Annotated in this window: 16 protein-coding genes; 10 read left to right on the top strand and 6 right to left on the bottom strand. The window is 63.7% G+C overall.

What is annotated here, in order from left to right; translation table 11 throughout:
• Positions 1-13: 13 nt before the first annotated feature.
• The gene (locus OKA05_RS13640; protein ID WP_264487710.1) at positions 14-385 is read right to left on the bottom strand and encodes a GntR family transcriptional regulator; all 372 of its coding nucleotides are present in this window, start codon (positions 383-385) and stop codon (positions 14-16) included.
• A gap of 109 nt (positions 386-494) precedes the next feature.
• Here OKA05_RS13640 and OKA05_RS13635 point away from each other — a divergent pair, with 109 nt between their 5' ends.
• A complete protein-coding gene (locus OKA05_RS13635) occupies positions 495-800 on the top strand; it encodes a hypothetical protein (protein ID WP_264487709.1) in 306 nt (101 codons plus the stop codon).
• The gene (locus tag OKA05_RS13630) at positions 775-1,230 is read left to right on the top strand and encodes a TA system VapC family ribonuclease toxin (protein WP_264487708.1); all 456 of its coding nucleotides are present in this window, start codon (positions 775-777) and stop codon (positions 1,228-1,230) included. Before OKA05_RS13635 ends, OKA05_RS13630 begins: the two co-directional genes overlap by 26 nt.
• Before the next feature lie 17 nt (positions 1,231-1,247).
• On the opposite strand, the gene OKA05_RS13625 is transcribed toward OKA05_RS13630, so the two are convergent.
• From OKA05_RS13625 to lepB, 3 genes are all read right to left on the bottom strand, one after another.
• Positions 1,248-1,697, bottom strand: coding sequence for a hypothetical protein (locus OKA05_RS13625; RefSeq protein WP_264487707.1), 450 nt, complete (start codon positions 1,695-1,697; stop codon positions 1,248-1,250).
• Between the two features lie 33 nt (positions 1,698-1,730).
• Positions 1,731-2,567, bottom strand: coding sequence for a phytoene/squalene synthase family protein (locus OKA05_RS13620; protein WP_264487706.1), 837 nt, complete (start codon positions 2,565-2,567; stop codon positions 1,731-1,733).
• A 70-nt stretch (positions 2,568-2,637) separates the two neighbouring features.
• Positions 2,638-3,843: a signal peptidase I gene (lepB, locus tag OKA05_RS13615; RefSeq protein WP_264487705.1), complete on the bottom strand. Its 1,206-nt coding sequence runs from the start codon at positions 3,841-3,843 to the stop codon at positions 2,638-2,640.
• 349 nt (positions 3,844-4,192) lie between these two features.
• Here lepB and OKA05_RS13610 point away from each other — a divergent pair, with 349 nt between their 5' ends.
• The 7 genes from OKA05_RS13610 (at position 4,193) to OKA05_RS13580 (ending at position 15,108) form a co-directional block, all read left to right on the top strand.
• Complete coding sequence (locus OKA05_RS13610; RefSeq protein WP_264487704.1) at positions 4,193-7,885, top strand: discoidin domain-containing protein; 3,693 nt, start codon at positions 4,193-4,195, stop codon at positions 7,883-7,885.
• Positions 7,886-7,980: 95 nt separating this feature from the next.
• On the top strand, positions 7,981-9,147 hold the full coding sequence (locus OKA05_RS13605; protein ID WP_264487703.1) for a vitamin K epoxide reductase family protein: 1,167 nt from the start codon (positions 7,981-7,983) through the stop codon (positions 9,145-9,147).
• A gap of 255 nt (positions 9,148-9,402) precedes the next feature.
• Positions 9,403-10,344, top strand: a complete 942-nt coding sequence (locus OKA05_RS13600; protein ID WP_264487702.1) for a DMT family transporter — start codon at positions 9,403-9,405, stop codon at positions 10,342-10,344.
• Between the two features lie 26 nt (positions 10,345-10,370).
• Positions 10,371-11,612 carry an aspartate aminotransferase family protein gene (locus OKA05_RS13595; protein WP_264487701.1) on the top strand — a complete coding sequence of 414 codons (1,242 nt, stop codon included), beginning with the start codon at positions 10,371-10,373 and terminating at the stop codon, positions 11,610-11,612.
• 16 nt (positions 11,613-11,628) lie between these two features.
• Positions 11,629-12,525 carry an ornithine carbamoyltransferase gene (gene argF, locus OKA05_RS13590; protein ID WP_264487700.1) on the top strand — a complete coding sequence of 299 codons (897 nt, stop codon included), beginning with the start codon at positions 11,629-11,631 and terminating at the stop codon, positions 12,523-12,525.
• 86 nt (positions 12,526-12,611) lie between these two features.
• Entirely contained in the window at positions 12,612-14,141 is a 1,530-nt protein-coding gene (locus tag OKA05_RS13585; protein WP_264487699.1) for a hypothetical protein, read from the top strand.
• Positions 14,142-14,163: 22 nt separating this feature from the next.
• Positions 14,164-15,108, top strand: a complete 945-nt coding sequence (locus tag OKA05_RS13580; protein WP_264487698.1) for a hypothetical protein — start codon at positions 14,164-14,166, stop codon at positions 15,106-15,108.
• A 267-nt stretch (positions 15,109-15,375) separates the two neighbouring features.
• Here the strand turns inward: OKA05_RS13580 and OKA05_RS13575 are convergent, their stop codons facing one another.
• Together OKA05_RS13575 and OKA05_RS13570 are read right to left on the bottom strand one after the other, a co-directional pair.
• Positions 15,376-17,547 carry a family 1 glycosylhydrolase gene (locus OKA05_RS13575; RefSeq protein ID WP_264487697.1) on the bottom strand — a complete coding sequence of 724 codons (2,172 nt, stop codon included), beginning with the start codon at positions 17,545-17,547 and terminating at the stop codon, positions 15,376-15,378.
• A gap of 79 nt (positions 17,548-17,626) precedes the next feature.
• Positions 17,627-18,562: an FAD:protein FMN transferase gene (locus OKA05_RS13570; RefSeq protein ID WP_264487696.1), complete on the bottom strand. Its 936-nt coding sequence runs from the start codon at positions 18,560-18,562 to the stop codon at positions 17,627-17,629.
• Between the two features lie 171 nt (positions 18,563-18,733).
• Here OKA05_RS13570 and OKA05_RS13565 point away from each other — a divergent pair, with 171 nt between their 5' ends.
• Positions 18,734-24,379 carry a CotH kinase family protein gene (locus tag OKA05_RS13565; RefSeq protein ID WP_264487695.1) on the top strand — a complete coding sequence of 1,882 codons (5,646 nt, stop codon included), beginning with the start codon at positions 18,734-18,736 and terminating at the stop codon, positions 24,377-24,379.
• Positions 24,380-24,394 lie beyond the last annotated feature (15 nt).

The raw sequence follows: 24,394 nt of genomic DNA, 5'->3' as shown, positions 1-24,394 counted from the left end.
CATGGGATGCGAATCAGGGTTGTTGGAGGCGGTGGAGCAGTTCTTCGATCTCCGCGGCGGTGAGATGGAGGGCCCGAGCCTCATCCAGAAAGCGACGGGCCGACGGCTCCATCAGGGCGAGCCGTTGATCGAGCGAGGGAAGCTGCGGGGCCTGCACGACCATCCCGACGCCGGGACGGCTGACCAGGAAACCGAGGTCCTTGAGCTGCTGGATGACCTTGAAGGCGGTGGTCGGGGAAATCTTCAGCTCCTGCGCCAACGCGCGCACCGACGGGAACAGGTCGCCCTCCCGCAGTTCTCCGTTTGCCAGCGCCCGGTGCGCGGAGCGGACGATCTGGTCGGAGACCGGTTCGCCATCGCGGAGTTGGAAGGAAAAGGGCAGCATCGGTCAGGTGTTTTTAGTGTTACACCTCACGTGTAACACTGGCAAGATGATTTCTGAGGGCCGGATCTGGTCATTTGACAGCAAACCAGCAAACCAGCAAACTTCCCGCATGAAGACGACGCTGGATTTGCCGGCTGAGCTTGTGAAAGCGATGAAGCTCCGGGCCGTCCACGAAGGCCGGAAGCTCAAGGACGTGGCGGCGGAGCTGCTGGAGCGGGGATTGTCCGCCCCGCCCACCCTTGTGTTTCCCCTTTTCCCGGCAGCACCGAAGATCGAGGTCCAAGCCAATGGCGTCCCCGTGATTGTCTGTGGCAACGACGCTCCCGCCAGTCGCATGTCGACCGAGGAGCTGCTCGCCTTGGAACAGGAAGCCCTTTACCAGGAGGATCTTGAGCGAGTTGGACTTTCTCTATGACACGAACCTGTGGGTGGCCCTGACGATGTCGGAGCATCCCCACCATCAGACGGCGCACACGGTCTTTGCGAATGCCACCACGGATCGCCCGGCGTGTTTTTGTCGCTCCACCCAGCAAGGTTTCCTGCGCCTAATCACCACGCCTGTGCTGCTGAAGGAATACAAGGCGGTTGGCTTCACGAACGCGGATGCCTTGAGTGTGTATGCGGGCTTGGAGAAGCTGCCGGTTGTACAGATGCGGTCCGAGCCGGCAGGGCTTGAGCCGCTTTGGCATCGGCTCGCCAGCCTCGGATCGGCTTCCCCGAAAGTCTGGATGGACGCGTACCTCGCCGCCTTCGCCATCGGCCATGGGGCCGAGCTGGTGACCTTCGATGCCGGCTTCAAAAGCTTCGAGAAGGACGGGCTGAAGCTCCGGCTGTTGTCTGCCTGATCACTCCGCAGTGCCGCTCAGGGCACGCGGAAGATCTTCCCGTTGGACGGATCCTTCGCGAGGGCGCCGCTCCTGAAGCCCTCGACGTCGATGACGTTGTAGGGCGCGTAGGGGCTGATCACCTGGTTCGGATTTGCGGTGCGACGGGCGTCCGGATACGTCGGCCGCGGAGCTGGGGCCGGGGCTGGCGTCGAAGGGGCGTCATAGGCGTCCGGGGCATCCACATCGGGATTGATCCGCGGCGAAGGCGGCCTTGGCGTGCCGGGCGGGGCCACCGGTGGTGGCGGACGATTGCCATCGGGCACGGGCTCAAATTGGCCGGTCTCGGTGCCGGGGGCACGACCGCCGGGGCCATACGGGTAGAACGGCTCGCCATCGCGATACGGCGGGGGCTGCTGGGCGTAGGGCTCGGCCGGGAAGCAGGATACGGCGAGCAGGGTTAGCGGCAGGAGAACGAACGATTTCATGTCGGCCATCGGACGATGCGTTGGCACCGATATTCAAGCAGCCGACCCGAGTCGCAAGAGATGTTTTGAGAAGATCGCCATCTTGCGAGCCTTCGAGAGCTTGTAGCGCTGGTGGAAGACCTTGAAGCCGTCCTTCCGCATCTTCTCCAGCAGCGTCTGATAGATGGAGCGCATGATCTCCGCCGGCACCAGCGCCTTGGCGTCGCCTTTCGGCATGGCCTCGACTGCTTCCTGATAGAAGGCGGTGGCACGGTCGGCTTGGTAGGCCATCATGGCGGCGAAGCGACCATCGTAAACCCGGCCGATCAGGTCGCGCTCGCTATACTGGAAGCGCGCGAAATCGGCCAGCGGCAGGTAAATGCGGCCGCCGTTAGAAAGATCCTCGCCCACGTCGCGCAGGATGTTCGTGAGCTGCAGCGCGTGGCCCAGCGCCACCGCATAGCGTTCCGAGGCCGGATCAGTGGCACCGAAGACCTTGAGCGACGCGAGGCCGACGGCGCAGGCGACCTTCCAAGTGTATTGCGAAAGATCATCCCACGTGCCGAAGCGCTGCGGGTGCAAGTCCATGCGACAGCCTTCGATGATCGCCGTGAGCAAATGCACCGGGATGTCGTACTGGCGCATCAGCTCCACTACCTCCACCTGAAGTGGATCCGGATTGGCGAAGCCGTTCTCCAAGCCATCCTTCCATGCGAGCAGCCCGGCCTCGCGCTCGGCCAGCGGGCGGTCGGCCTCGTCCGCCAAGTCATCGACGACGCGGCAGAAGGCATAGAACGTGACCATCCCGTCCCGCCGTTCCTTCGGCAGGATCTGTAGCGCGAAGGCGAGGTTCGATTTCGCCTGACGCGTGATTTCAGCGGAATCGGCCATGGTGGCGGTCATGAAGAAACGATGCACATCCGATGCCATGAAGGCTATTCGTGCATTTGCGCAAAGAATGTTAACGGATGAAGCCCCAGTGCCCGGTGGTGATCGGCCAGAGTGAGAACAGCGCCGGACCGGCGAGGTTGAACTCCTTGACCGAGCCCCAATAGCGGGAATCCAGCGAGTTACCGGTATTGTCGCCCAGTGCGACGTATTCGCGCATGCCGGGCCGCGCTTGGTCGGCCAGCTTGAATTTCTGGCCGCTGACAGCGAGTGGGAGCGGGTAATTCGGGTCCGGGCGGGCCAGCTCGTAGCCATTCGGGTTCAGCTTGCCATATTCGCCCTCCGACTTGATGACCTGCTGGATGCCGGGCTCTTGGGCGACCTTGCCATTCACCCACAGGTTGGGTGGTTGGATCGCGAGCTCGTCACCCGGCACGCCGCAGAGGCGTTTGATGTAGTGGGTGCCGCCGGTTTGATCGGCCATCTGCTTGCTGCCGCCGGTTTTGATGCCGCGGGTGTCAAAGACGAAGACCTCGCCCCGTTTCGGCTGGCGGAAGTGGTAGGAGACCTTGTCCACAAGCACGAGGTCGCCGGTATCGACCCAGCCCCGGAGGATGGGATCGCCCTTCTTGTAATCCCCGCCGCTGACATGGACCTGTCCGGTGCGGGGATCCTTCTCCGCCCTCAGGCCGAGATGGCGCTGGGTCTCTCCCTCGGCGGCCGGGATCTTGACCCGGCTGCCATCGCTGAAGGTCACCTCGGTGCGGGTGAAGAGGAACCACGAGGCGTCGCGAATGCCGACTACCCGTTTGTCGTTCTCTGCCACGATGTTCCGGTAGCTGCGGCCGCGCATGACCAGATCCCATGCCTGCTTGCCCAGCCACGGCTTCTTGTAATCGGCATCCTCGCTCTCGTGAATGGTGATGCCGTTCAGCGTCGGCTGCATCGAACCGGTCGGAATGCGGAAGGGCTGGATGATGTAGGCGCGCAGGCCCAGCGCCACCACCAGCGCGACGAAGATGACTTCGACGTTTTCCTCCCAGGCACTCTGCGAGGGGAAGTGCGGCAGGGCACCCTCACAGGTCGCGCGAAGCTGCTTCGACGCCTCGTCCACCTTGGTGCGGTCGCCAGCCTTGATCGCGTCGAGCAAATCGGCGCGGCGCGACTCGATCTCGTCGATGCGGTCCGGCTTGAGCAGGTCGCGCTTGTAATGGAGGAACTTCAGCGCGCCCTTGTGGAGCAGCTTCGCTTCTTTCTTCCATTTTGGCGTGAAGAACATGACGCGCAGTCTCGACACCCGACCCCGCGGATGCAAGCCCGGCATGAAAACGCCGGAATGAGTGACGGCAGGCCGCAGGCCGGAAGCACCCGCAAACGCACGTCTCTTCCACCCGCGCCGGTTTAGTCCGCATCACGATTCATCACTTTTTCAGAATGAGGCTGCCGGGTGGCTTGGGCGGTGCTCTCCGCCAAACTGACTGAGAATCATTCGATTAAGGACAATGAAATTTAATGCACTATTAATCAAGGGGTTCCTCCTCCGGGGCCTGCCGCGGTGGCGGCGATCCTTCCACTCCCTATCAGGGCCTCTCTTGTTGGGAGCCTTGTTGACTGGCATAAGCCCCGCCTTGCCCACCGGGAACCTCATCGTGAATGGCGACGGGGGCGATGTGCCCGCCACCGGCTGGACACTTACCAATGGCGGCGACGGTTGGGGCAAGCGGGCCGATATCACCTACGACAGCGTGCCCGGCTGCTACGTGACCTCCTACGCCCTGTGCAAGCGCAGCCAGACCATCGACCTGCTGGCCGCCGGTGCCACGACGGAGGAACTCGATGCTTCACCTCCTGTCCTGGTGAGCGAGGCAATCTCGTATGACCGCAACAACAACGCCACCGACACCTATTACCTCAAGGTCGAGTTGCGGGACGCCTCCCAGAACGTGCTGGCCACCTGGAACTCCGGCACGGAGACCGCCCGGCTGCCGGTCCCCAATGGTTGGACCACGCTTCAGCACGTCTTCAAGAACTACCCCGCGGGAGTCCGCTACATCCACTTTGAAGACGGGGGCATCGACGTCGGCTTTTGGCTCGGTCACTACGGAACCTATCATGATGCGACCACCGCTTTGCTGCTGGTGGACACCGACGGCGACCAGATCCACGACTACTTCGAGGACCTGTACGGGCTCGACAAGAACGATCCCACCGATGCCGCGCTCGACAAGGATGGCGACACCTTGATCAATCTGGATGAGTACCAGGCAGGGACGAACCTCGACTCAGTGGATACCGACGGCGACGGGCTGGAGGACGATGCCGAGCTCGCGAACACCACCAACCCGCTCGTCAAGGACTCCGACGGCGACGGCGTGTGGGACGGTGACGAGGTTTTGTCGTACCTGAGCGACCCTTTGGACACGGACACCGACGACGACTTTTATCCGGATGGCTATGAGGCACGCGATGGCAGTTCGCTGACCAACGCCAATGAATCCCCGGGCGGCCTCAAGGTGGAGCTGGCCCCGGCAGTCGGCGCCAACTTGCCAGGAGCAGCACTGCTTACCAGCGACCTCACCGATCCGGAGAACAACGGCAGTGACGCCTCGGCCAACGGTACGGGATTCAACTGGACCGCCATCACCGCAAGCATCAACGGCACCTTCCTCGGCACCGCCAACGAGGGTGCCTTCAACCTGTTCGACAACAAGATCGGTGCCACCGCGGGCTCGAAGTGGTACTACTTGGGTAGTACTCCACAATGGGTCGCCATCCAGTTCCCGGCGCTGACCAGCCTCGACTACTTCACCATCACCAGTGGCAATGACTTCGCCGAGCGGGACCCGCGGGTATGGGAAATCCAAGGTTCGACCAATGGCACGAATTACCAGACGATCGCGCGCATCGACTGGACGCAGGCCGCGCTGTGGACCGGGCGCAGCCAGGTGCTGAAGGTGACACTGCCGAAGCGTTCGTTGCCCTACACCTATTTCCGCTATGCATTCGCTTCCACCGGCACGACGGCGCACCAGCTTGCGGAGATCGAATTCTTCGGCGAGCAAAACAGCGCCGATGTCGATGGTGACGGTATTCCAAAGTTGTACGAGGACTACTACGATTTCCTCAGCGACAACGATGCCGGCGACCGCCTCCTCGACGAGGACGGTGACGGTCTAAACAACCTGGGCGAATACCTCGCGAAGTCCAATCCGCTGGAAAGTGACACCGACGGCGACGGGCTCACGGACGGCGAGGAAGCCGGCCCCGGCGGCTATGGCTCGAGCCCTCTCCTGCTGGAGAGCGACGGCGACACGCTGTCCGACAACGCGGAGGTTTTCGTTCACGGCTCGAGTCCCGGCCTGGCCGATACGGATGGCGACTTCTTCCGTGACGACTACGAGGTCACTGCTGGCTCCGGCGTGAATAACAGCAACAGCTCGCCCAATGGCACCCGGGTTACTCTCGCCCCCTCACCGTCGCCAGCAGCACCCGGCACCGCGCTGCTGGGCAGCGACCTGACCGACCCGGAAAACAACGGCAACGACACCACCCCGAACGGCACCAACTTCAACTGGAGCAGCATCTCGGCGAGCACCAATGGAACCTTCCTTGGCGCCAATGGCGAGGGTGCTTACAGCATCTTCGACAACAAGATTGGTAACGTCGGCGGCTCGAAGTGGCTTTACAACTCGACCGCTTCGCAGTGGGTCACCGTGGGATTCCCCGCGCTGGTCGCGCTCGACTATTTCACCATCACCTCCGGTAACGACTCTCCCGAGCGCGACCCGCGGGTGTGGGAAATCCAAGGCTCCACGAACGGCACCACCTTCGAGACGATCACGCGTTTCGCCTGGACGCCTTCGCAGATCTTCACCGCCCGCAATCAGGTGCTGAAGGTCGCCCTGCCCCAGCGCACCCTCCCCTACACCCACCTCCGCTACACAGTCATCTCGACCGGGAGCGGCACGCACCAAATCTCGGAGATCGAGTACTTCGGTGAAGTGTCCAACACCGATGCCGATGTCGACGGGATCCCGAAATTGTATGAGGACTACTATGCCTTCCTCAGCGACAGCGATCCGAGTGACGCCGTGCTGGACGAAGACGACGATGGACTCGACAACAAGGGCGAGTATCTCGCCAAGACCAATCCGCTGGTGAAGGACACCGATGGCGACGGGCTCGAAGACGGCGACGAAGGTCCCGCCGGGGCGAACCCGCTGGTGAAGGACACCGATGGTGACGGACTCGAGGACGGCGCTGAAGTGAACACGCACTTCACCTCGCCTGCCCTGGCCGATACCGACGGCGACACGTTCAAGGACGGCTACGAGCTTACGAGGGGCACCAGCCCGCTCAGTTCCGCGAGCACGCCGGACGGCTTGACCTACCTTACCCTCGGCACCGGCACCTCGGCGCTGTTGGGTGGGGACATCACCGACCGCGACAACGGTGGCACCGACGCCGATGGGACTACCGGAGCCGACTTCGACTGGAAGTCCATCTCGGCGACCAACAAGGCTAGTTTCCAGACGGAGGGTGCCTTCAACGTCTTCGACAACAAGGTCGGCGGCGGCGAGATGAAGTGGTGCTGCGATCCTCCGGGCACCGCGGTGCCTGCCCAGCGGGTGACCGTGGAGTTCGAGCATGCGGTGCGGCTCACGCACTTCACCATGACCTCCTCGGACGATGCCCCAGAGCGCGACCCGCGCGCCTGGAAGATCCTGGGATCGAATGACGGCGTGACCTTCACCCCGATCGTGAACCACTCGGACACCACGATGACCTTCTGGGGTGCCGACCGGAACAAGGTGGTGCGCTTTAACCTGGCCACCCCGTCACCGTTCTACACGTGGTTCCGCTACGAGGTGACGGCGACGAACAGCACGCTGCACGCGCTGGGCGAAATCGAATACTTCGGCCTCGACCAGGACACCGATGCCGACGGCATGCCCGACTATTATGAAGCGAAGTATGCCTTCCTCGATCTCAACGACCCGTCCGATGCGGGCCAAGATCAGGATGGTGACCGGTTCACCAACCTCCAGGAGTTCCAGAACAAGACTCTCCCGGATGTGGCCGACCCCAATGATAACGTGCAGCTGACGGTCACCTCCGCGACCTACAATGGCACGAGCTTCAACCTCGCCGTCAGCGGCTTCAGCACCGCCAAGTCGTACCAGCTGTATCGCAGCCTGACGCTGAACAACGACTGGACACCGGCTGGCGCGCCGTTCACCCCGACGGGGACGAACCAGAACCTGGTGGACCCCTCGCCGCCTTCTGGCAAGGCATTCTACAAGGTGGAAGAGCAGCCTTGATTCGGCCCTGCTGAACCGCTAGTTGCAATATCCAAGCCCTCCGGCCCCTTGCGAGCCGGGGGGCTTTCTTCATCACCTCACGGACCTTTTTTTCCATGCTGGCTCTTCGTCTGGTCTCGATGGTTGGACTGTTTCTGAGCGCCTGGCTTCTTTTTCAGAAAGCGACGGGCTCGATCACTTATCTCGTCGGCTGCGGTGCCGCTTCCGGTTGCGCGAACGTGCTGGGTTCACGCTGGTCGCAGTGGTTTCTGGTCCCTGTCAGCGCGCTATCGCTATCGCTTTACGCGGCATTGCTGGTGCTGACCTTCAAGCCGCACCGCTCGGCCCTCGCCGCGGTCGCCACCTGTCTCCTGGGCGCGGCGGCGTGGTTCGCCATCGTGCAGGCATTCCTCCTCCGGAGTTTCTGCCCATGGTGCTTGGCCGCCCATCTCATCGGACTTACCGCCGCGGTGCTGGTGTGGAGGGCGGATAAGGAAGTGTGGCCGGGTTCATCGAAGCACGGCGCGCTTGCCGGGCTGGCCGCTCTTTCCGTGCTGATCGCAGGACAGGTATTCGGACCCGCGCCAGCCTCGCATGCCGTGTCGGAAATCACGCTCGCGGCTTCGCCGCCGGATACCGGCGCGACCAAGCCGGTGCATTCGCGCGGTGCGGGCCGCAAGGTGACGTTCCTCGGCAACAAGGAATACAACGTCGCCGCCTTGCCGCACCTCGGCGATCCCGCCGCCCCGCACGTGGTGGTAAAGTATTACGACTACGCCTGCGACGTCTGCCGCGATCTCCACGAGGACCTGCTGGCCTTCGAGCGCAAGCATCCGCGGACTCTCTGCGTGGTGCTGCTTCCTTGCCCGATCGAGAGAGCCTGCAATCCGAACGTGCCGGCGCATGTGAAGGACCATGCCCATGCCTGCGATCTGGCGCGGCTCGCGCTCGCCTGCTGGCGCACCGACCCGGAGTCGTTCCCCGCCGTCCATCACGCGCTCTTCGCGCGACCCGTGCAAGATCTGCCCCGTGCCATGACGGCAGTGACCACGCTGATGGGAAAGCCCCTTGCGCCCGATGCCCTGCAGGACCCGTGGATCGCCGAAATCCTCGCCGCGGATGCTGCGGATTACCAGCGGGTGAATGTCACCAACAGCGGCGAGTTGAACTACCTCATGCCGAAGCTGCTGGTCGGCGGCACACGCATGCTCCACGGCAAGACCCGTAGCCGCGAGATCCTCTTTCAAGCGCTGGAGCACGAATTCAAGCTCGCGCCGCAATGAGAAAAGCAGGTGCGGCTCGCAGTCCGGCCGAAACGCCGCAGCCGTGCCTTGACTTTCGTCTTCCCGCCTGCCACTTCCCTGCCGTGCCTGCGAACCTTCGCAAAGATCTCCGACTCGCCGCCCGCGCCCTTTGGCGCATGGGTGCGTTCGGAGCTTGATGGCACCCTGCCACCTCCGGACGCGGCCCTGGGCCCGGCGGAGGAAAGATGATTCCCATCCCGCAGGCCTGCCGTTTCCGGATCCACCGATGATCCGATGAAACCACCCGACCCCAATAACCCGCGCGGCCTCGTGCTGATGCTGCTGTCCGTGTTCCTGTTTGCAGCGAATACGCTGCTGCTCCGCGCGCTCAGCCTGCACCTGCCCGCCGCCGATGGCTGGATGGGCGCGCTGTATCGCGGCACGGTCGGCATGCTCTTGGTCGCGGCGCTGTATGGGTTCGGCCGCGGGCTTTCGTTGAAAGCATTGGTCGGCAGCAAGCTCGTCGCACTGCGCGGCATCGTGGGGGCGCTTTCGATCGCCGCCTTCTATCTTACCATCGCCGAGCTCGGCGCTTCGCGTGCCGTGGTGCTGAACCTGACCTATCCGATCTTCGCCACGCTCATCGCCGCGTGGTGGTTGAAGGAGCGGGTCTCACGGTCTGCGATTTTGTGGATGATCACGGGCTTCATCGGCCTGCTGCTTTTCGTCGGCGGTGATGCCACGCACGGCATCACCGCGTGGGATGGCATTGCGCTCGCAGGTGCGGTGGGTGCCGGCATCGTGGTGGTCCTCATCCGCAAGCTGCGGGCCACCGAGCACGCGGGCACGATCTACGCGTCGCAGTGCTTCTACAGCATCCTGCTCGCGCTGCCGATCCGCGGTGGCGAGGTGGTGAAGCTGCCACCGCAGGCTCACCTGTGGCTCATCGTCGCCGCGATCATCGTCGGGGTCTCCCAACTCGTGATGACGAATGCCTACCGCACCCTGCCGGTGTCGCAGGGCTCTTCCATCCAGATGCTGCTGCCGCTCGTCACCGCGGCGGGCGCGTTCTTTCTCTTCGGCGAGCGTTTCACCGCGCTCGAGCTGGCGGGTGCCGCACTGACGCTCTTCGCCACGTGGCGGGTCGCCGCGGGTCCGAAGCGACGACCGGAGCCTGTCATCTCGCCTCCGAATCCTTCCAATACCGTTCAATTTCCCGATTTGCCAAAACCATGAAGACCGCTAGCGTCCGCCCCTTTCCCATGAGCCACGTCCTATCCACCTACGCCCGTTTCCCCGTCACGCTCGTCCGCGGCGAGGGCACCCGCGTGTGGGATGATGCCGGGAAATCCTACCTCGACTTCTGCACCGGCATCGCCGTGTGCTCGCTCGGGCATTGCCCGCCGCGGCTGGTCCACGCGATCCGCGAGCAGGCCGGCACCTTGCTGCATGTCTCGAATCTCTACGGCATCCCGCAGCAGGAGGAACTCGCGCGGGTCATCGTGGAAGACCACGTGAAGCTGCCGGGGAAAGTCTTCTTCGCGAACTCCGGCGCCGAGTCGAACGACGGCCTCATCAAGACCGCCCGCAAGTTCGGCCACGCCCGGCCGCAGCTCGATGGATCGCCGAGGTACGAGGTCCTGAGTTTCACCAAGTCCTTCCACGGCCGGACCCTCGGCGGCATCAATGCCACCGGTCAGGACAAGGTGAAGGAAGGCTTCGATCCGCTGCTGCCCGGCTTCCGGCACTTGCCTTTCAATGACCTCGCCGCGCTCGAAGCTGCGATCCGGCCGGAGACCGCCGCGGTTTTGTTAGAGCCGGTGCAGGGTGAAGGCGGCGTGAATGTCGCCACGCCGGCGTTCCTGCGCGGCGTCGCGGCGCTGTGCAAGAAACACGACGTGTTGCTCTTGCTCGATGAGGTGCAGACCGGCTTCGGCCGCTGCGGTCCGACCATGGCATGGCGGGCCATCGCACCCGAGATCCAGCCGGATGCCATCTCGTGGGCCAAGGGCATGGGCGGTGGTTTCCCGATCGGGGCGTTCTGGCTTTCCGACCGCGCCGTCGATGCCACGGGCAAGGCGCTCTCCTCGCTGATGGGCCCCGGTTCGCACGGCACCACCTATGGCGGCAACCCGCTTGCCTGCGCGGCTTCGCTCGCGGTGTTAGAGGAAGTCGTTGAGATGGATCTTCCCGCCAATGTCGCGCGGCAGGAACAGCGGATCCGCGAAATCATCGCGTCCTGGCAACTGCCCGTCATCACCGAAGTCCGCGGCGTCGGCCTGCTGTTAGGCATCGGCCTCGATGTCTCGCAGTTCGCCGTTCCGGAAGGCAAGCTCCCCGCCGCCTTCGTCTGCGGCAAGCTGCTGGAAGCCGGCCTGCTCGTTCCACCCGCTGGTCCTGAAACCATTCGCCTCCTGCCTCCGCTCAATGTCACCGACGAGGAGGTCGACGAAGCTCTCGCCATCTTCCGCGCCACCCTTTCTTCACTGGTCACCGATCACTGATCACCCGGCACTTTCCATGAACCATTTTCTTTCCATCGAAGAACTCACCGCCGCGGAGATCACCGCGTTGCTCGAAGATGCCACCCGCTTGAAAGCGGAGCGCGGTCGTCATGAGCAGCCGCTGGCCGGGCAGACGTGGGCGATGATCTTTACCAAGTCGTCCACGCGGACACGAGTGTCATTCGAGGTCGGCATCCGCGAGCTCGGTGGCTTCCCGATGTTCCTTTCGAAGAACGATATCCAGCTCGGCCGCGGCGAACCGATCAAGGACACCGCCCGCGTGCTCGGGCGGATGGTTCATGGATGCATCATCCGCACCTTCGCTCAGCAGGATGTCGTGGACTTCTCGCAGTACTCCGGCATCCCGACCATCAACGCGCTGACCGATGATGAGCACCCGTGCCAGATCCTCGCGGACTTGCTGACCGTGAAGGAAGCGCTCGGCGGCTGGGAGGGAAAGAAGATCGCCTTCATCGGCGACGGCTTCTCTAACATGACCATCTCGTGGATGTGGGCGGCCAAGCGGCTCGGCTTCGAGCTCGCCGTCGCCGCCCCGACGGACTATCAGCCGCCCGCCGAATTCCTCGCGAAGCTGGACGCACCGAATGTCACCGTGACCACCGATCCCGCAGTGGCCGCCAAGGGCGCACACGTCATCAATACCGACGTGTGGCTCTCGATGGGTCAGGAAGACCAGCAGGACAAGGAAGAAGCCTTTGGGCCCTTCCAGGTGAATGCCGGCCTCTTGGCGCATGCCGCCGAAGGTCACATCGTCCTCCACTGCCTGCCCGCCTATCGCGGCAAGGAGATCACGGAAGAAGTGCTGGAACAGCACGCCGACGTGATCTTCCAGGAAGCCGAAAACCGCCTGCACGCCCAGAAGGCCGTGCTGGTGGCCTTGGCGAAACGCTGACCGTTCGTCACGGCGACCGATAGCAGTCCGGGAAAATTCAGGAATTGTTGAATCAGCCGGGATCTCCGACCGTCTGACCCGATTCCATGAAGGCACGTCTCCCGGTGACCCTGATAGGCACGCATCTCCTCGCCCTTGGGGCAGGGTGGTGGTTCCTTGGCCACGACGATCCGGAGGCCGCCCCCGATCCGGCGCTATCACTGGCGACGAAATCGGAACGGGCTCCTCGTCAGGATCGCCGTGTGTCCACCGCGGACCTGCTAGCGGCCTACAACAATCACGAACTGCTTAGCGAGGTCATGAAGCGCCGGAACGAGGCCGCGCCACCGCCACCGAGCCCGCCTCACGGCACGCCATCCGTGTATGTCCCCGCCGCGCAGCGCGCCGCGGAGATCGCCGACATGGCCGCTGCGATGCAAAAGGAACTCGATGCCGTGGATGCCGGGAAGATGTACGACCACGAGCTTGCCCGGGCCTTGGTCGCGCGCTGGATGAAGGAGGATCCGGCCGCCTGCGCCGCGTGGATCGGGCAGATGAAAATGCGCGTGGGCTGGGGCGATCCTTTCGACGCTTTTGCCAAGACCCTTCCCCCGCGGGAATTGATCGCGCTGATGGACCGCGGATGGATACAACGGAACCGCAGCATGGCGCTCCGGGACTTGGCGGAACACGTCGGCGACGCATACGCCGCGGATCTAACTGCGGTTCTAGCCCTTCTCGGTGAGAAGGAGACGAAGCCATTCCTTGAAGGGGCACTCGGCAAAGCCCGGGTGGAGGATGCGGCCGTGTGGCTTACCCAGTTTTCCGGGGATACCGTGGTTCTCCAGTCATTTGCGAGCCGGTGGATCGACGCTCCGGACTCGGACTGGCGGTGGGAGGGCGGCGTACGGCCCTCGTTTTCTGGCGAAGAGGAGGATTGGCAGGAAAAAGCGAAGCTTGCCTTGGACGCAGTTGCCGGGACACCGGCCGAGGAGATTTTCCAGAGACGATGGGAGGAGGAGCAGAGACAAGTCGAAAAGGGACGTGAACTCGCCCGGGTCGCCCACGAGCCAGCGGAAGCCACTGCGGCTCTCGTCGAGCTGTACTTGAAGCAAGGCAACAGCGAAGCGGAGGCGCGCCAACTCGTGATGCGGGAGATTTCGCAAAGCTACCAAAATGGCATGGAAGTCTGGCAGGGGGAGGCATGGGAGCAGGACTTGCAACTTAGCCTGCTCGGCCAGCGGAAGTTCAAGGAGGTCCTGACCGGACGGCTGGACGCTATCGCCGCCAATGTTCCTGAGATACTCCAGTCGGAAACCCGCAGCCGGACTTGGAACGACGCCATGCCCATCGATCCTGCCGCCGCCCTGGAGGTCGCACGCCAGACCGGACAGATGGAGGAGGTCCTGCAAAGCGCGACGAAACTGGTGCGCAACAACGGGACTTCGCTCGCCCTGCAGGCGCAGGTTCTGCTGGCCTTGGCCGGACAGGGTCTTTGGCAACAGGATGGCAAGCAGCTTCCAAGCGCCGCGACGTTCTCCGCCGACTACCTGCGAGATGATCCCGAAGCGGCCCGGCAGTGGATTGCCCGGCTTCCCTCGCCGCTTTCCCAATCCGTGAAGGAGGAGACCCGATGAAGCCCGTCACGCTGCACTGCTTTTGCTCTCCCATGGAGCGCTCGTTTTGGTCGGCGGATGGTTGGCCGGTGGAACCCGGAGCGAACCCGCACAGGTTGCTACCCTCGCGGCACCTGCTCCCGCGAAGCCTTCCCCAACGCCAACAGTAGAGGAAGCGACGGCGAATCCGATTCTCCGCGCCACCGGGGCGGACTTCCGGGCCGCGTGGGACGAGTTGCTGGCCGGCCCACGCAGCTCAAACGGCGAGGTCGGCGGAAACTCGATCAGCCTTCTCATTGATTGGTGCCGGGTGGACCCGGAGGGGGCGGTCCAAGGGCTGGGCCGGCTTCATGCGCCGCGGTTCGCGCACAACTACCCGGGCAATGCCATTAACTATCACGGCGCGGAATTGGCACCGGCCATGGTCAAGCATTGGAGGAAGCTGGAGAGAATGGACGACTACAAGGTCCAATCTTTCCTCGGCCGCTCCTTGAATGCGCTTGCGAAGAAAGATCCGGACGCCGCGGCGGCCCTGACCCACGATCTGCCGCCCGGCATGCGCAAGGAGGTCTACGATGAGCTTTTCGACAAGCAGGATACCACCGCGATCGGGCGGCTGTTGAAAGGCGTGCCTTCCCTAGCTCCCGATGCCACCGACGAAAGGACCGCATTCTGGACCGCCGTGGCGGCAGCGGTCGATGCCGCGGATTCGAAAGGCGCGTTGTGGGATTGGATGGTGAGCACGACTGATGTCACCGCAAGGCAGGCGTTCGTCACGGAAGGCATGACCAAGGCCCACCAGGCAGAAGATTGGTCCGGCTTCTTCGATGCCGTGGAGCGTATGGACCCGCCCCGCCAGCTCGAAGTGCGCGATCACTTTCGCAAAGTCTTCCGGAGCGCAGGCTATCCGGAAGCCCGTGCTGCGATTTCGGCGGAATGCCAGCGGCACGGGTGGGAGGACTGGTTGGAAGAACCCGCCGCGGAGTAGATCGGCTCATCATGCCGACCGGGCCCATCACCGAAGGCTCTCAGACCACGTAACTACCGCGTAGCGGTCAAGGAAGGTAGCCGTGGGTTTCAACCCACGGAAAAGCCCGCGCAATGCATGGTGTCGCAGAGCGACAAAGGAGTCCGATCTTGCCGGACTCGATTCGACATCACGGCCGCTCTCATCCGGTTTCCTGTGTCGCTACCCGACACGCTGTTTCCCGCGCCCTTCCCGTGGACTGAAGTCCACGGCTACCATCCTTGGTCGCTACGCGACCGGAGAACTGGGCCTTCCCGAGGAATGGTGGGCGATAGCATCGCGCAAAACTCCCAAGCCCTCCGCCTCGCGACGGGTCAGTGTGGGATCCTTGTCGAGATCCACGAAGTAGAGACCGAAGTCCGTATTCGGATCGAAGGCGTGGCCCCACTCGCGGTTGGACGTGATCGACCAGTAGGTGAAAGCTTTCACCGGAACGCCCTTCGACAAGGCCCGCTCGACTTGGGCCAGGTGCGCGCTGATGTAGTCACCGCGGGTCATGCCATCGGCTTCGGGAACGCAGCCGTTTTCAATGATGAGGATCTCCTGGTCCGGGAACCAGCGGTGGAAACGTTGCAGCGCGTGGAACAATCCCTCCGGCCATACCGGGGCTGTTAGAAACCGGCCGTGTGCGGCATCTTCTAACAAACGGAACTTGTTCAGCCGCCACGTCGGCAGTCCCCAGTAGTAGTCGAGACCCACGAAGTCCTGCGCCCCGATCGCCTCCTCCGGGCAGAGTTCCTCCGGCAGCCGCCCGGAGATGCCGAGATACCACCAGTTCGCATTCGCGATCAGGCTGGTGGTGCCCCAGAAGCGCCACGCCCAGTTCAGCCAGCCGGACTTGCTCTCTAACACTTCCAGCCGCTCGACCGGTTGCAGCGGCACGATGTCGAGCTTGGTCTCGTCGCCGAATACCTCGCGGGCGATCCGTCGGGCGAGTTTCATCTCCAAGCCATCTTCCGCACAGCCGGCGGAAACGCCCGGCGCATCGGTCCGCAGGCCGACCCGCAATCGTCCGCGCCGCCGGATTCGCCGCAGGTCGCGGCTGGTGGAAAGGTGGTCCGGCAGCGAGTCGCCGCCGCTGAAGACCTCGTGAAGCGACAGCGGTCGATTTGCTTCCTTGACCACGACTTCCGGCTGGGAAATCCACGGTACGCTACAAGCGATTTCCAAGTCGTGTTGGAACTGCTCCACCGCCCGGTTCACGCGATCCATCAGCCGCTGGTGACCGTGTGGCGCGACCACCACGTAGTGCTCGTCGCTCAAGCCGGTCGCGAGAAAGCGGAACCGCTCGCGGTAATTCAGCTCGAAGGGCAGCAGGAAAAACGCGTCGCCATACACCGCGGCGACCTTGCCCGCGGCGAGCGAAGTACGAGCATCATCGTAGTTCGCAAACATCTTCTTGCGAGCCTGGGGCGGCAGGTCGCGCCGCCAGCCTTCCGGCTGGTTGCCGATGGCCACCACGCCGACCTCTTTCCCCGCGAGCGAGGCGAGGTCGTTGCCGGCGAAGCCATCGAGCACCAGCACCGCCTTTCCCGTGCGCAGATACGGGTCGCTGAATTCAAAGCGTGTCGGGTCGCCCTCGGTCACCCCGCCGATCACGAGGTCGACATCGCCGCGCTCGCTGACCAGCGCACCCTTGGTGGTGAACTTGAAAACCGCCTCGGAGAGCCCGCGGTGGCAGACGCCCCAGTCCATCAGCATCTGCAGCCAGGTGGGAAAGCCGGTAACGAGCGGGTTCACTCCGACCTTTGCCGCCGGATGCCTTTCGCGAATCGCCTGCCGTGCTCTCGCATGCGCCCGAAAGAGGTTCGGGATCAACTTTCCCACCGCCTCCGCCTCCGCATCCACATCACTGCCACGCGGCAGGCCGGGTGGCATGTAGTAGCGATTTTGCCACCACGGCTTGATGTAGCCGAAAGTGAGCTGGCTCGGCTCATTGAAGGTAATCCACCAATCGACGATGTCGCCCAAGGCCTCCGCCATCTTCGCGGCATAGCGGGCAAACAGGTCGGGGAATCGCTCGCCGATCATCCCGCCGTGCTCGCGCTCCAGCCACACCGGCCAGACGAAGTGATGAAGCGTGACCATCACCTGCATGCCGTGCGAGCGGATGCACCCGGCGACGCGACGATAGTGGGCGAGAGCATCTTGCTCGAACACGCCTTCGGCCGACTCGACCCGCGCCCATGCGATCGAAAAGCGGAACAGCTTGCACCCCGCCGCCGCCGCCGCAGCGATGTCCTCTTCGTAGCGGTTCCAGAAATCGGTGCCCTGCCCGCGCGGGGTCAGCCCCTGGCAACGTTCCCACAGGTCCCAGACATCCTCGCGCGCCGGATCGTGCGCCTCCACCTGGTGATCGGCGTTGGCGGTCCCGAAAAGGAAGTCGGGGGGGAATGGCACGCGGCGAAGGTGACCCGACCGGGTCCACCGGCAAAGCCCGGAAAGTGATCTAACGACACCTCGCGCTCCTCGCCCGGACTCACCGGGTCGTCCTCACGATCACCCGCGTCGCTCCGCCTTTCAGGGCGACCGCTTCGGCCTTTTCCGCGCCAGCCACGCAGGCGGCGGTGGCGAGAGCGTCACTGGTGGTGGCGGTCGGCGCGATGACGCTCACCGCGATGCGTTCCGTCAGCCCGAGGCCGGTCGCCGGGTCGAGGATGTGCGAGTAGTGCTTGCCATCGATCTCCGCGAACTGGTGGAGGTCACCGGAGGTGGAGACGGCGCAGTGGACCAGCTCGACGACCTCCTCCGGCTGGTCCTCGTCGAAGGTCTGGAGACCGACGCGCCACCCGGTTTTACCCGGCGGCGGATCGCCCAGCCGCAGATCGCCGCCGGCGGCGATGCAGGTGCGGGGAAAGCCCGCTTTCGTCATCACCGCGAGCATGCGATCGGCGGCGAAGCCCTTGGCGATACCACCGAGGTCGAGCTGCATGCCGGGCTTGGTCAGAAGAATCGTGGACGCGGACGTGTCCCAGGTGACGTGCTGCCAACCGCTGGCTTCGCGCGCCTTGGCAAGGTCATCGGCGGCCGGGAGCCGGTGCTGGCGGCGGCTTTCGCGCCACAGCTTCGTCAGCGGGCCCAGCGTGGGATCGAATGCACCGTCGGTGGCCTTGGCGAATTGGAACGAGGCGGCCAATAGTTCCGCGAAGACCGGTGAGACCTTGGTTGCTTGGCCGGTCGGCAGCCGCATCAACTCGCTGTCCGTCAGGTAGTCGGAGGCGATGCGATTGACCTCTGCCGCGGCGGCGAAGGCCTCCTCGGCGGCCTTCCGTGCCACGGCCTCGTCTGCCCCGTGGCAGGTCACGGTGAAGCGGGTGGCCATCAGCGGACGCTCGAAAACGAACCGCTTTTCCTCCGCGCGGAGCGTTCCAAGCGCGAGCGCCAGAAGCCCGCCGATCACCGATACTTTCAGCATGCCCGCAGCCTGAGCAACCGGGCACCGGCGTTCCACCCTGTTTTGCAGAGGAACCGCCCCTACCCGAATGCGCATTGGACACGTCTCCAAAAGTGTCGTAATTGTCACTCAAGGCATACGAGGACACTTTTTTGCCATTTTAAAGACCGAAATGCCCTTTTCTAGGATTTCATGAAACCCATTCTGAGGATCGCGTGCATCGCGATTGCGCTTCTGTGTCCTCTTGTCGCTGCTCCGGTCTCGATCGGGGACCCTTCGTTTGAAGGAAACGCCAACGTGTCTGGGGCTTGGACCCATAATTTGGGTCCCGAGTGGACCGGCACAGGTGGCGTGAGTAGCGGCAATGCGTTCGAGGAGTACGTCGCGGGCTTCGCTGCTGCTGGCAACGACCACCTCGGGATGGAGCTGAACTACGACGTCTGGCAGAATCTCGCCGTCACCTATCAGTCGAACACCCGCTACACGCTGACCGTCGCCGCGGGCCATCGCGGCGGGACTACCCAGCCGGGTAACCAGAGTCAGTACCTGCTGGCAGACTCGACCGGGGCCATCTATTCGACCGGTATTTTTAACGCCTCCAGCTTGCCAGCGCAGACCTTCGGTGATGCTCCGGCGCTGGTCTTCGATACTCCGGATAATCCCGCCGCCGTGGGAAAGACGATCCGGGTACTGCTCCAGTCACGCGGCAGCGGACGCTCGCATTTTGATAATATCCGGCTCGATGCGACCTCGCTGGTGCCGCCGGGCACCGCCACGGTGGTGAATCAGTCCGCGTCCGCGGTTACGACCGCCACCGCGACGCTGAACGGGCAAGTGTCCAATATCGGCAATGGAGCCCCCTCCATCACCCTTTTCTGGGGCACCGCAAATGGCGGCCCGGCGACGGCGGGTTGGCAGCATTCGCTGGCGCTCGCCGGCACCCATACCGGGAGCTATTCCGGCGTGATCAGCGGACTGGCACCGGCCACCAGCTACTACTTCACCAGCCGGGCGACAAACGTCGCCGGCGAGTCCTGGGCGATCTCGTCCGGCAGCTTCGAGACCCCGCCGCTGCCGCCATCGGTCGCGAATGTAGCTGCCACCGCCATCGCACCGACTACCGCCACCGTCGGGGCAAACGTCACGGCGACCGGCGGAGAAATCCCGACCGTAACGATCTACTACGGGCTCTCCGACGGCGGCACCACCGCGGCGAGCTGGGCGTCCTCGGTCAGCCTTGGCCCGCTCTCCGGCTCCGCGACCACCGCGCTTGGCGGACTTTCCTCTGGCTCGACTTACCATTTCCGCGCTTTTGCACAGAACAGCGGTGGGCAGGCGTGGGCGGCTGCTTCATCGAATTTCGCCACGCCGGTGGTGGCGCTGGCGACGGTGACGAATAAAGCTGCGGAAGGCATCACCGGCACCACGGCCAGCCTGCGCGGTGAAGTCACGGCAGATGGCGGTGATCCACCGGTGGTCACGCTTTTCTACGGCACTTCGAATGGCGGAACGAATCCCGCCGCGTGGTCGTCTTCCGTGAATCTCGGCGTTCAGAGTGGCGACTTGAGCCACTTCGCCAACGCTCTCTCGCCACAGACCACCTACTATTTCCGTAGTAGGGCGGTGAACGCCGCAGGCACCTCCTGGGCCGCTTCCTCAGCGAGCTTCGCCACCACACCGCTGGTTCCGAATACGGCGGTCATCAATGAGATTCACTACCGCCCGGCGGACAAGACCAGCGTCGAAGACTTCATCGAGCTCCACAATCCGGGTGACGCCGCGCTGGACCTCTCCGGCTGGACGCTTTCTGGTGCGGTGACGTTTACATTCCCGGGGGGGACCTCCCTGCCCGCCGGCGGCTTTTTGGTCGTCGCGGAAAAGCCGTCCGTCATCCTTTCCAAGTATGGCAAGTCCGCTCTGGGACCATGGACTGGCAAGCTGAACTCGACTGGCGAGCGCATTGAATTGAAGGACAGCGGCGGTGTGGAAAAGGATAGCGTGGAGTATGGTGTCGGCTTTCCGTGGCCAACCGGGCCGGACGGTTCCGGGAGCTCGGCCGAGCTGCTCCATCCCGGGCTCGATAATGACCTCGGCGGCTCGTGGCGCGCGTCCGGTTCCATGGCCGTCCCACCCGTGACCTACATCGCCAGCCAAGCCACCGGATGGAAATACAAGAAGGGCAGCGAGGAGGCCTCCAGCCCGGTCGATGCCTGGCGCGCCAACGGGTACAACGACAGCTCGTGGTTCACCGGCCAAACGGGCATCGGCTACGGCGACCCCGGCATCATGACCACCCTCTCCGACATGCCAGGCGGCTACCGGAGTGTCTACTTCCGCAAGAGCTTCACGGTGGCAGCGGGATCCATTCCGTCACAGCTTCGCCTGCGCCTCCGCGTGGATGATGGCTGCGTGGTCTGGATCAATGGCACCGAGGTCCGCCGCTTGAACGTGGCCAACGGCCAACTCGCCTACACCTACCTCTCGCCCGTCGCCCATGAAAACGCGTGGGAAGAATACGTGATCAACAACGCCGACAGCTTCCTCTTCGGTGGCACCAACGTGATCTCGGTCCACACCTTCAACAACAGCGACAGCAGCAGCGACTTCTCGATGGATCTCGAGCTGTTCTCCGCCACGAACACTTCCGCGGTGCCCACTCCCGGTGCCGTGAATTCGGTGAAAGCGGCCACCGCCGTCATCCCGCCGCAGATTCGCCAGGTCGTCCATTCACCCGTCACCCCAGTCGCCGGCCAGCAGGTCACCATCACCGCGAAGGTTACCGATCCCGACGGCATCGGCACGGTCAATCTCGCCTACCAAACCGTCGACCCCGGCAACTACATCCGCCTGACCGATCCCGCCTACGCCACCTCGTGGACAACGGTGCAGATGAGAGACAACGGTTTGACCGGAGATGCTGCCTCGGGCGACTCGATCTACACCGTCCGCCTTCCCGCGAACGTGCAGACGAATCGCCGGCTGGTTCGTTACAAGATCACCTTCTCCGATGACCTCGGCAACACCGCCACCATCCCGTACTCCGACGACCAGCAGCCGAACTTCGCCTACTACGTCTATGGTGGTTTGCCGACGTGGCAGGGAGCCTTCAGGCCCGGCTCGACCACCCTGCAATCCTTCCCGAGCACCTTGCTGGATGACCTGCCGGTCTATTCGCTGATCGCGAATGGGAGCGATGTGATCAATTCGCAGTACAGCAGCGGCTCGGATGCCATCCGTTTCCGCGGAACCTTCGTGTACGACGGCGTGGTCTACGATCACATCGAGTTCAAGAACCGCGGCGAGGCCTCGACCTACGTCTCGGGGAAGAACAAGTGGCGCTTCTTCTTCAACCGCTCCCGCGACCTGCCGGCCATGAACAACTTCGGCGAGGACTACTCGGAGAAGTGGGGTTCCTTCTCCGGCGACGCCTGCGCCAGCCCGTGGGCATCGCTGCACCGCGGCATGGCAGGCGTCGAGGAAGCATCTTCCTACAAGGTCTTCCAGCTCGGTGGCCTGCCGTCTCCCAATACCCACTACTACCATTTCCGTGTCGTCCGCGGGGCGACCGAAACACCGGCTGCCGGAACCATCATCAATGACCCCATCGGCAATGCGGAAGGCCAGTACGCCGGTGACTTCTGGGGCCTCTACCTCGCCGTCGAGCAGCCGGACGGGTCATTCCTCGACGAGCGCGGCCTGCCGGATGGCAGCGTTTACAAGATCGAGGGCAATGGGGGAGACAAGAAGAACCAGGGCGTCACCCAGCCGGTCGACTCTTCGGACTGGAACGCCTTCCGCGACGCCCATGTCAACGGCGATCCGACCGAGGCCTGGTGGCGCGCGAACATGGACATGGAGGCCTACTACAGCTTCCACGCGCTCAACCGGCTGACCGGCAACGTGGATCTCCGGGGCGGCTACAATCACTACTTCTACCACCGCTCCACTGACAATCGCTGGGTACCGATGCCGTGGGATTTGGACATGATGTTCATGGCCAAGACCCACTGGAGCACGTCCGTCAACGGCACCGATTACCCGGGCGTCATCCATGCCTACAAGTCGATCCTTCAGAACCCGGCACTGGCGCTCGAGTATCGAAACCGCGCGCGGGAACTCCTCGACTTGGTGGCCGGTGACAGCACGCCCGGTGGCGGCCAATTCGGCCAGCTCATCGACGAGTTCGCCTCGATCGTGAATCCCGCGGGCCAGACGCTCACCTGGGCGGATGCCGATGCCGCCATGTGGAATCTCCACCCCCGTACGCAGGGCTCCGACAGCGCCGCCAGTGGCCAAACGAACCACAAGGGAAACTTCTACCGCACAAGCTATGCCGATAGCCGCATCGGCGGTGACTGGACCCGTTGGCTGCGGAGTTCGGGTTCGTCGGGCACCATGGCGCACGAGGATTCGATGATCTACCTCCGCGATTACGGGACCAACGCGTGGCCCGGCGGCTCTTGGTCGGTGAGCAACGGCAACCAGCTCGGCTATGGCTATCAGTACCTCGTGGCGGATGCGGCTGACAGTGCGATCCCGCAGCGGCCGGTTGTCACCGCCTCGGGTGATCCGGCGTTTCCGACGAGCGACCTGAAGTTCACCTCGTCCGCCTTCGCCGATCCCCAGGGCGCGGGCACCTATTCCAGGACCCAATGGCGGCTCTCGGAAATTTCGGGACCCGGAGTCAGCGGCTACGTCGCTGGTGCGCCGCGCAAGTACGAGATTATTAGTATTTGGACGAACGAATCCACCGTCGCGCCGGGCTCAGTGAGCATTCCCTACGGCGTAGCCAAGCCGGGCAAGACCTACCGCGTGCGCGTCCGGCATCGGGATACCTCGGGCCGCTGGAGCCGGTGGTCCGCGCCCGCTCAGTTTGCCGCCTCCACGCCGCCGCCCGGGTTGCTGATGCACTACTGGAACTTCAACGCCATCAATCCTGCCAATCTCCTCAAGGTCACCGAGACGATCGGCGGGGGCACGATCACACCGGTCCTCACCGGCGGGGCGGCGGTGGAGGATGACAATGGTGAAGACTTCTCTGCGGAGAACGCCCGCGACGGAGATCTCGCGGGCAACCATCTCCGCGTGAACACCCCGCTCGGCGCGACGCTGACCTTCGCGCTGCCCACCACTGATCATGGAAACGTCGTGGTGAAGTATGAGACCCGCCGCTCCGGCCAGGGTGCGGGCCTCCAGAATGTCTCTTATACTACCGACGGGAGCACGTGGATTCCCTATACTACGGTGACCGTAGTGGACGGGCCGCCGGTGCTGCAGTTGCTCGACTTCCGCGGCAACATGGCTGCCGATGACAATCCACTCTTCGCGGTGCGCATCACCTTCCAGCAGGGAGCGGGCGGAACGGGAGGTAACAATCGCTTCGACAACTTCACCATCGAAGGCGATGAGCTTGATGTTGAACCGGGTACCTATGCCTACTGGCGCAGCGAGCATTTCAGCGGCGGCGATCTTACCAACGAGGCCGTTTCAGGACCCGAAGCGACACCGGCCGGTGACGGCATCTCCAACATCATGCGCTATGCCCACGGTGTCGGCCCCTACGAGCCGGTCTTGCATCTGTTGCCGGTGCTGGTGAAGGACGGTGGCGGACACGAGTTCCGCTTTCGCTTCGATCCGGCGCTGACCGATCTGGTGTGGAAAGTGAAGGCCTCGAATGACCTTGGTTCCTGGACGAGCACGCTTTTCGACTCCACCGTCGGCCCCGTGCCGCCCATGGAAGACGGCTGGCTGCCAGTCACGCTGCCCGCATCTCTCACCGGAAATCCTTGGCCGGATCCGCAAATCTTCGTGCGGCTCGAAGTGCTCGCGATCCCGTGAGGGCCCAAGCTCTGG

Origin of the sequence: Luteolibacter arcticus (genome assembly GCF_025950235.1) — a bacterium.
Lineage (GTDB): Bacteria > Verrucomicrobiota > Verrucomicrobiia > Verrucomicrobiales > Akkermansiaceae > Haloferula > Haloferula arctica.
The sequence above is the reverse complement of the archived record's forward strand: the minus strand, read 5'-3'. Positions and strand labels throughout refer to the sequence as shown.

What these genes read in the sequence shown, in the direction of transcription:
- OKA05_RS13600 (WP_264487702.1), top strand. Translation starts at nt 9,403, where the DNA reads ATGAAACCACCCGACCCCAATAACCCGCGCGGCCTCGTGCTGATGCTG.
- OKA05_RS13640 (WP_264487710.1), bottom strand. Translation starts at nt 385, where the DNA reads ATGCTGCCCTTTTCCTTCCAACTCCGCGATGGCGAACCGGTCTCCGAC.
- OKA05_RS13605 (WP_264487703.1), top strand. Translation starts at nt 7,981, where the DNA reads ATGCTGGCTCTTCGTCTGGTCTCGATGGTTGGACTGTTTCTGAGCGCC.
- OKA05_RS13625 (WP_264487707.1), bottom strand. Translation starts at nt 1,697, where the DNA reads ATGAAATCGTTCGTTCTCCTGCCGCTAACCCTGCTCGCCGTATCCTGC.
- OKA05_RS13565 (WP_264487695.1), top strand. Translation starts at nt 18,734, where the DNA reads ATGAAACCCATTCTGAGGATCGCGTGCATCGCGATTGCGCTTCTGTGT.
- lepB (WP_264487705.1), bottom strand. Translation starts at nt 3,843, where the DNA reads ATGTTCTTCACGCCAAAATGGAAGAAAGAAGCGAAGCTGCTCCACAAG.
- OKA05_RS13570 (WP_264487696.1), bottom strand. Translation starts at nt 18,562, where the DNA reads ATGCTGAAAGTATCGGTGATCGGCGGGCTTCTGGCGCTCGCGCTTGGA.
- OKA05_RS13620 (WP_264487706.1), bottom strand. Translation starts at nt 2,567, where the DNA reads ATGGCCGATTCCGCTGAAATCACGCGTCAGGCGAAATCGAACCTCGCC.
- argF (WP_264487700.1), top strand. Translation starts at nt 11,629, where the DNA reads ATGAACCATTTTCTTTCCATCGAAGAACTCACCGCCGCGGAGATCACC.
- OKA05_RS13585 (WP_264487699.1), top strand. Translation starts at nt 12,612, where the DNA reads ATGAAGGCACGTCTCCCGGTGACCCTGATAGGCACGCATCTCCTCGCC.
- OKA05_RS13595 (WP_264487701.1), top strand. Translation starts at nt 10,371, where the DNA reads ATGAGCCACGTCCTATCCACCTACGCCCGTTTCCCCGTCACGCTCGTC.
- OKA05_RS13635 (WP_264487709.1), top strand. Translation starts at nt 495, where the DNA reads ATGAAGACGACGCTGGATTTGCCGGCTGAGCTTGTGAAAGCGATGAAG.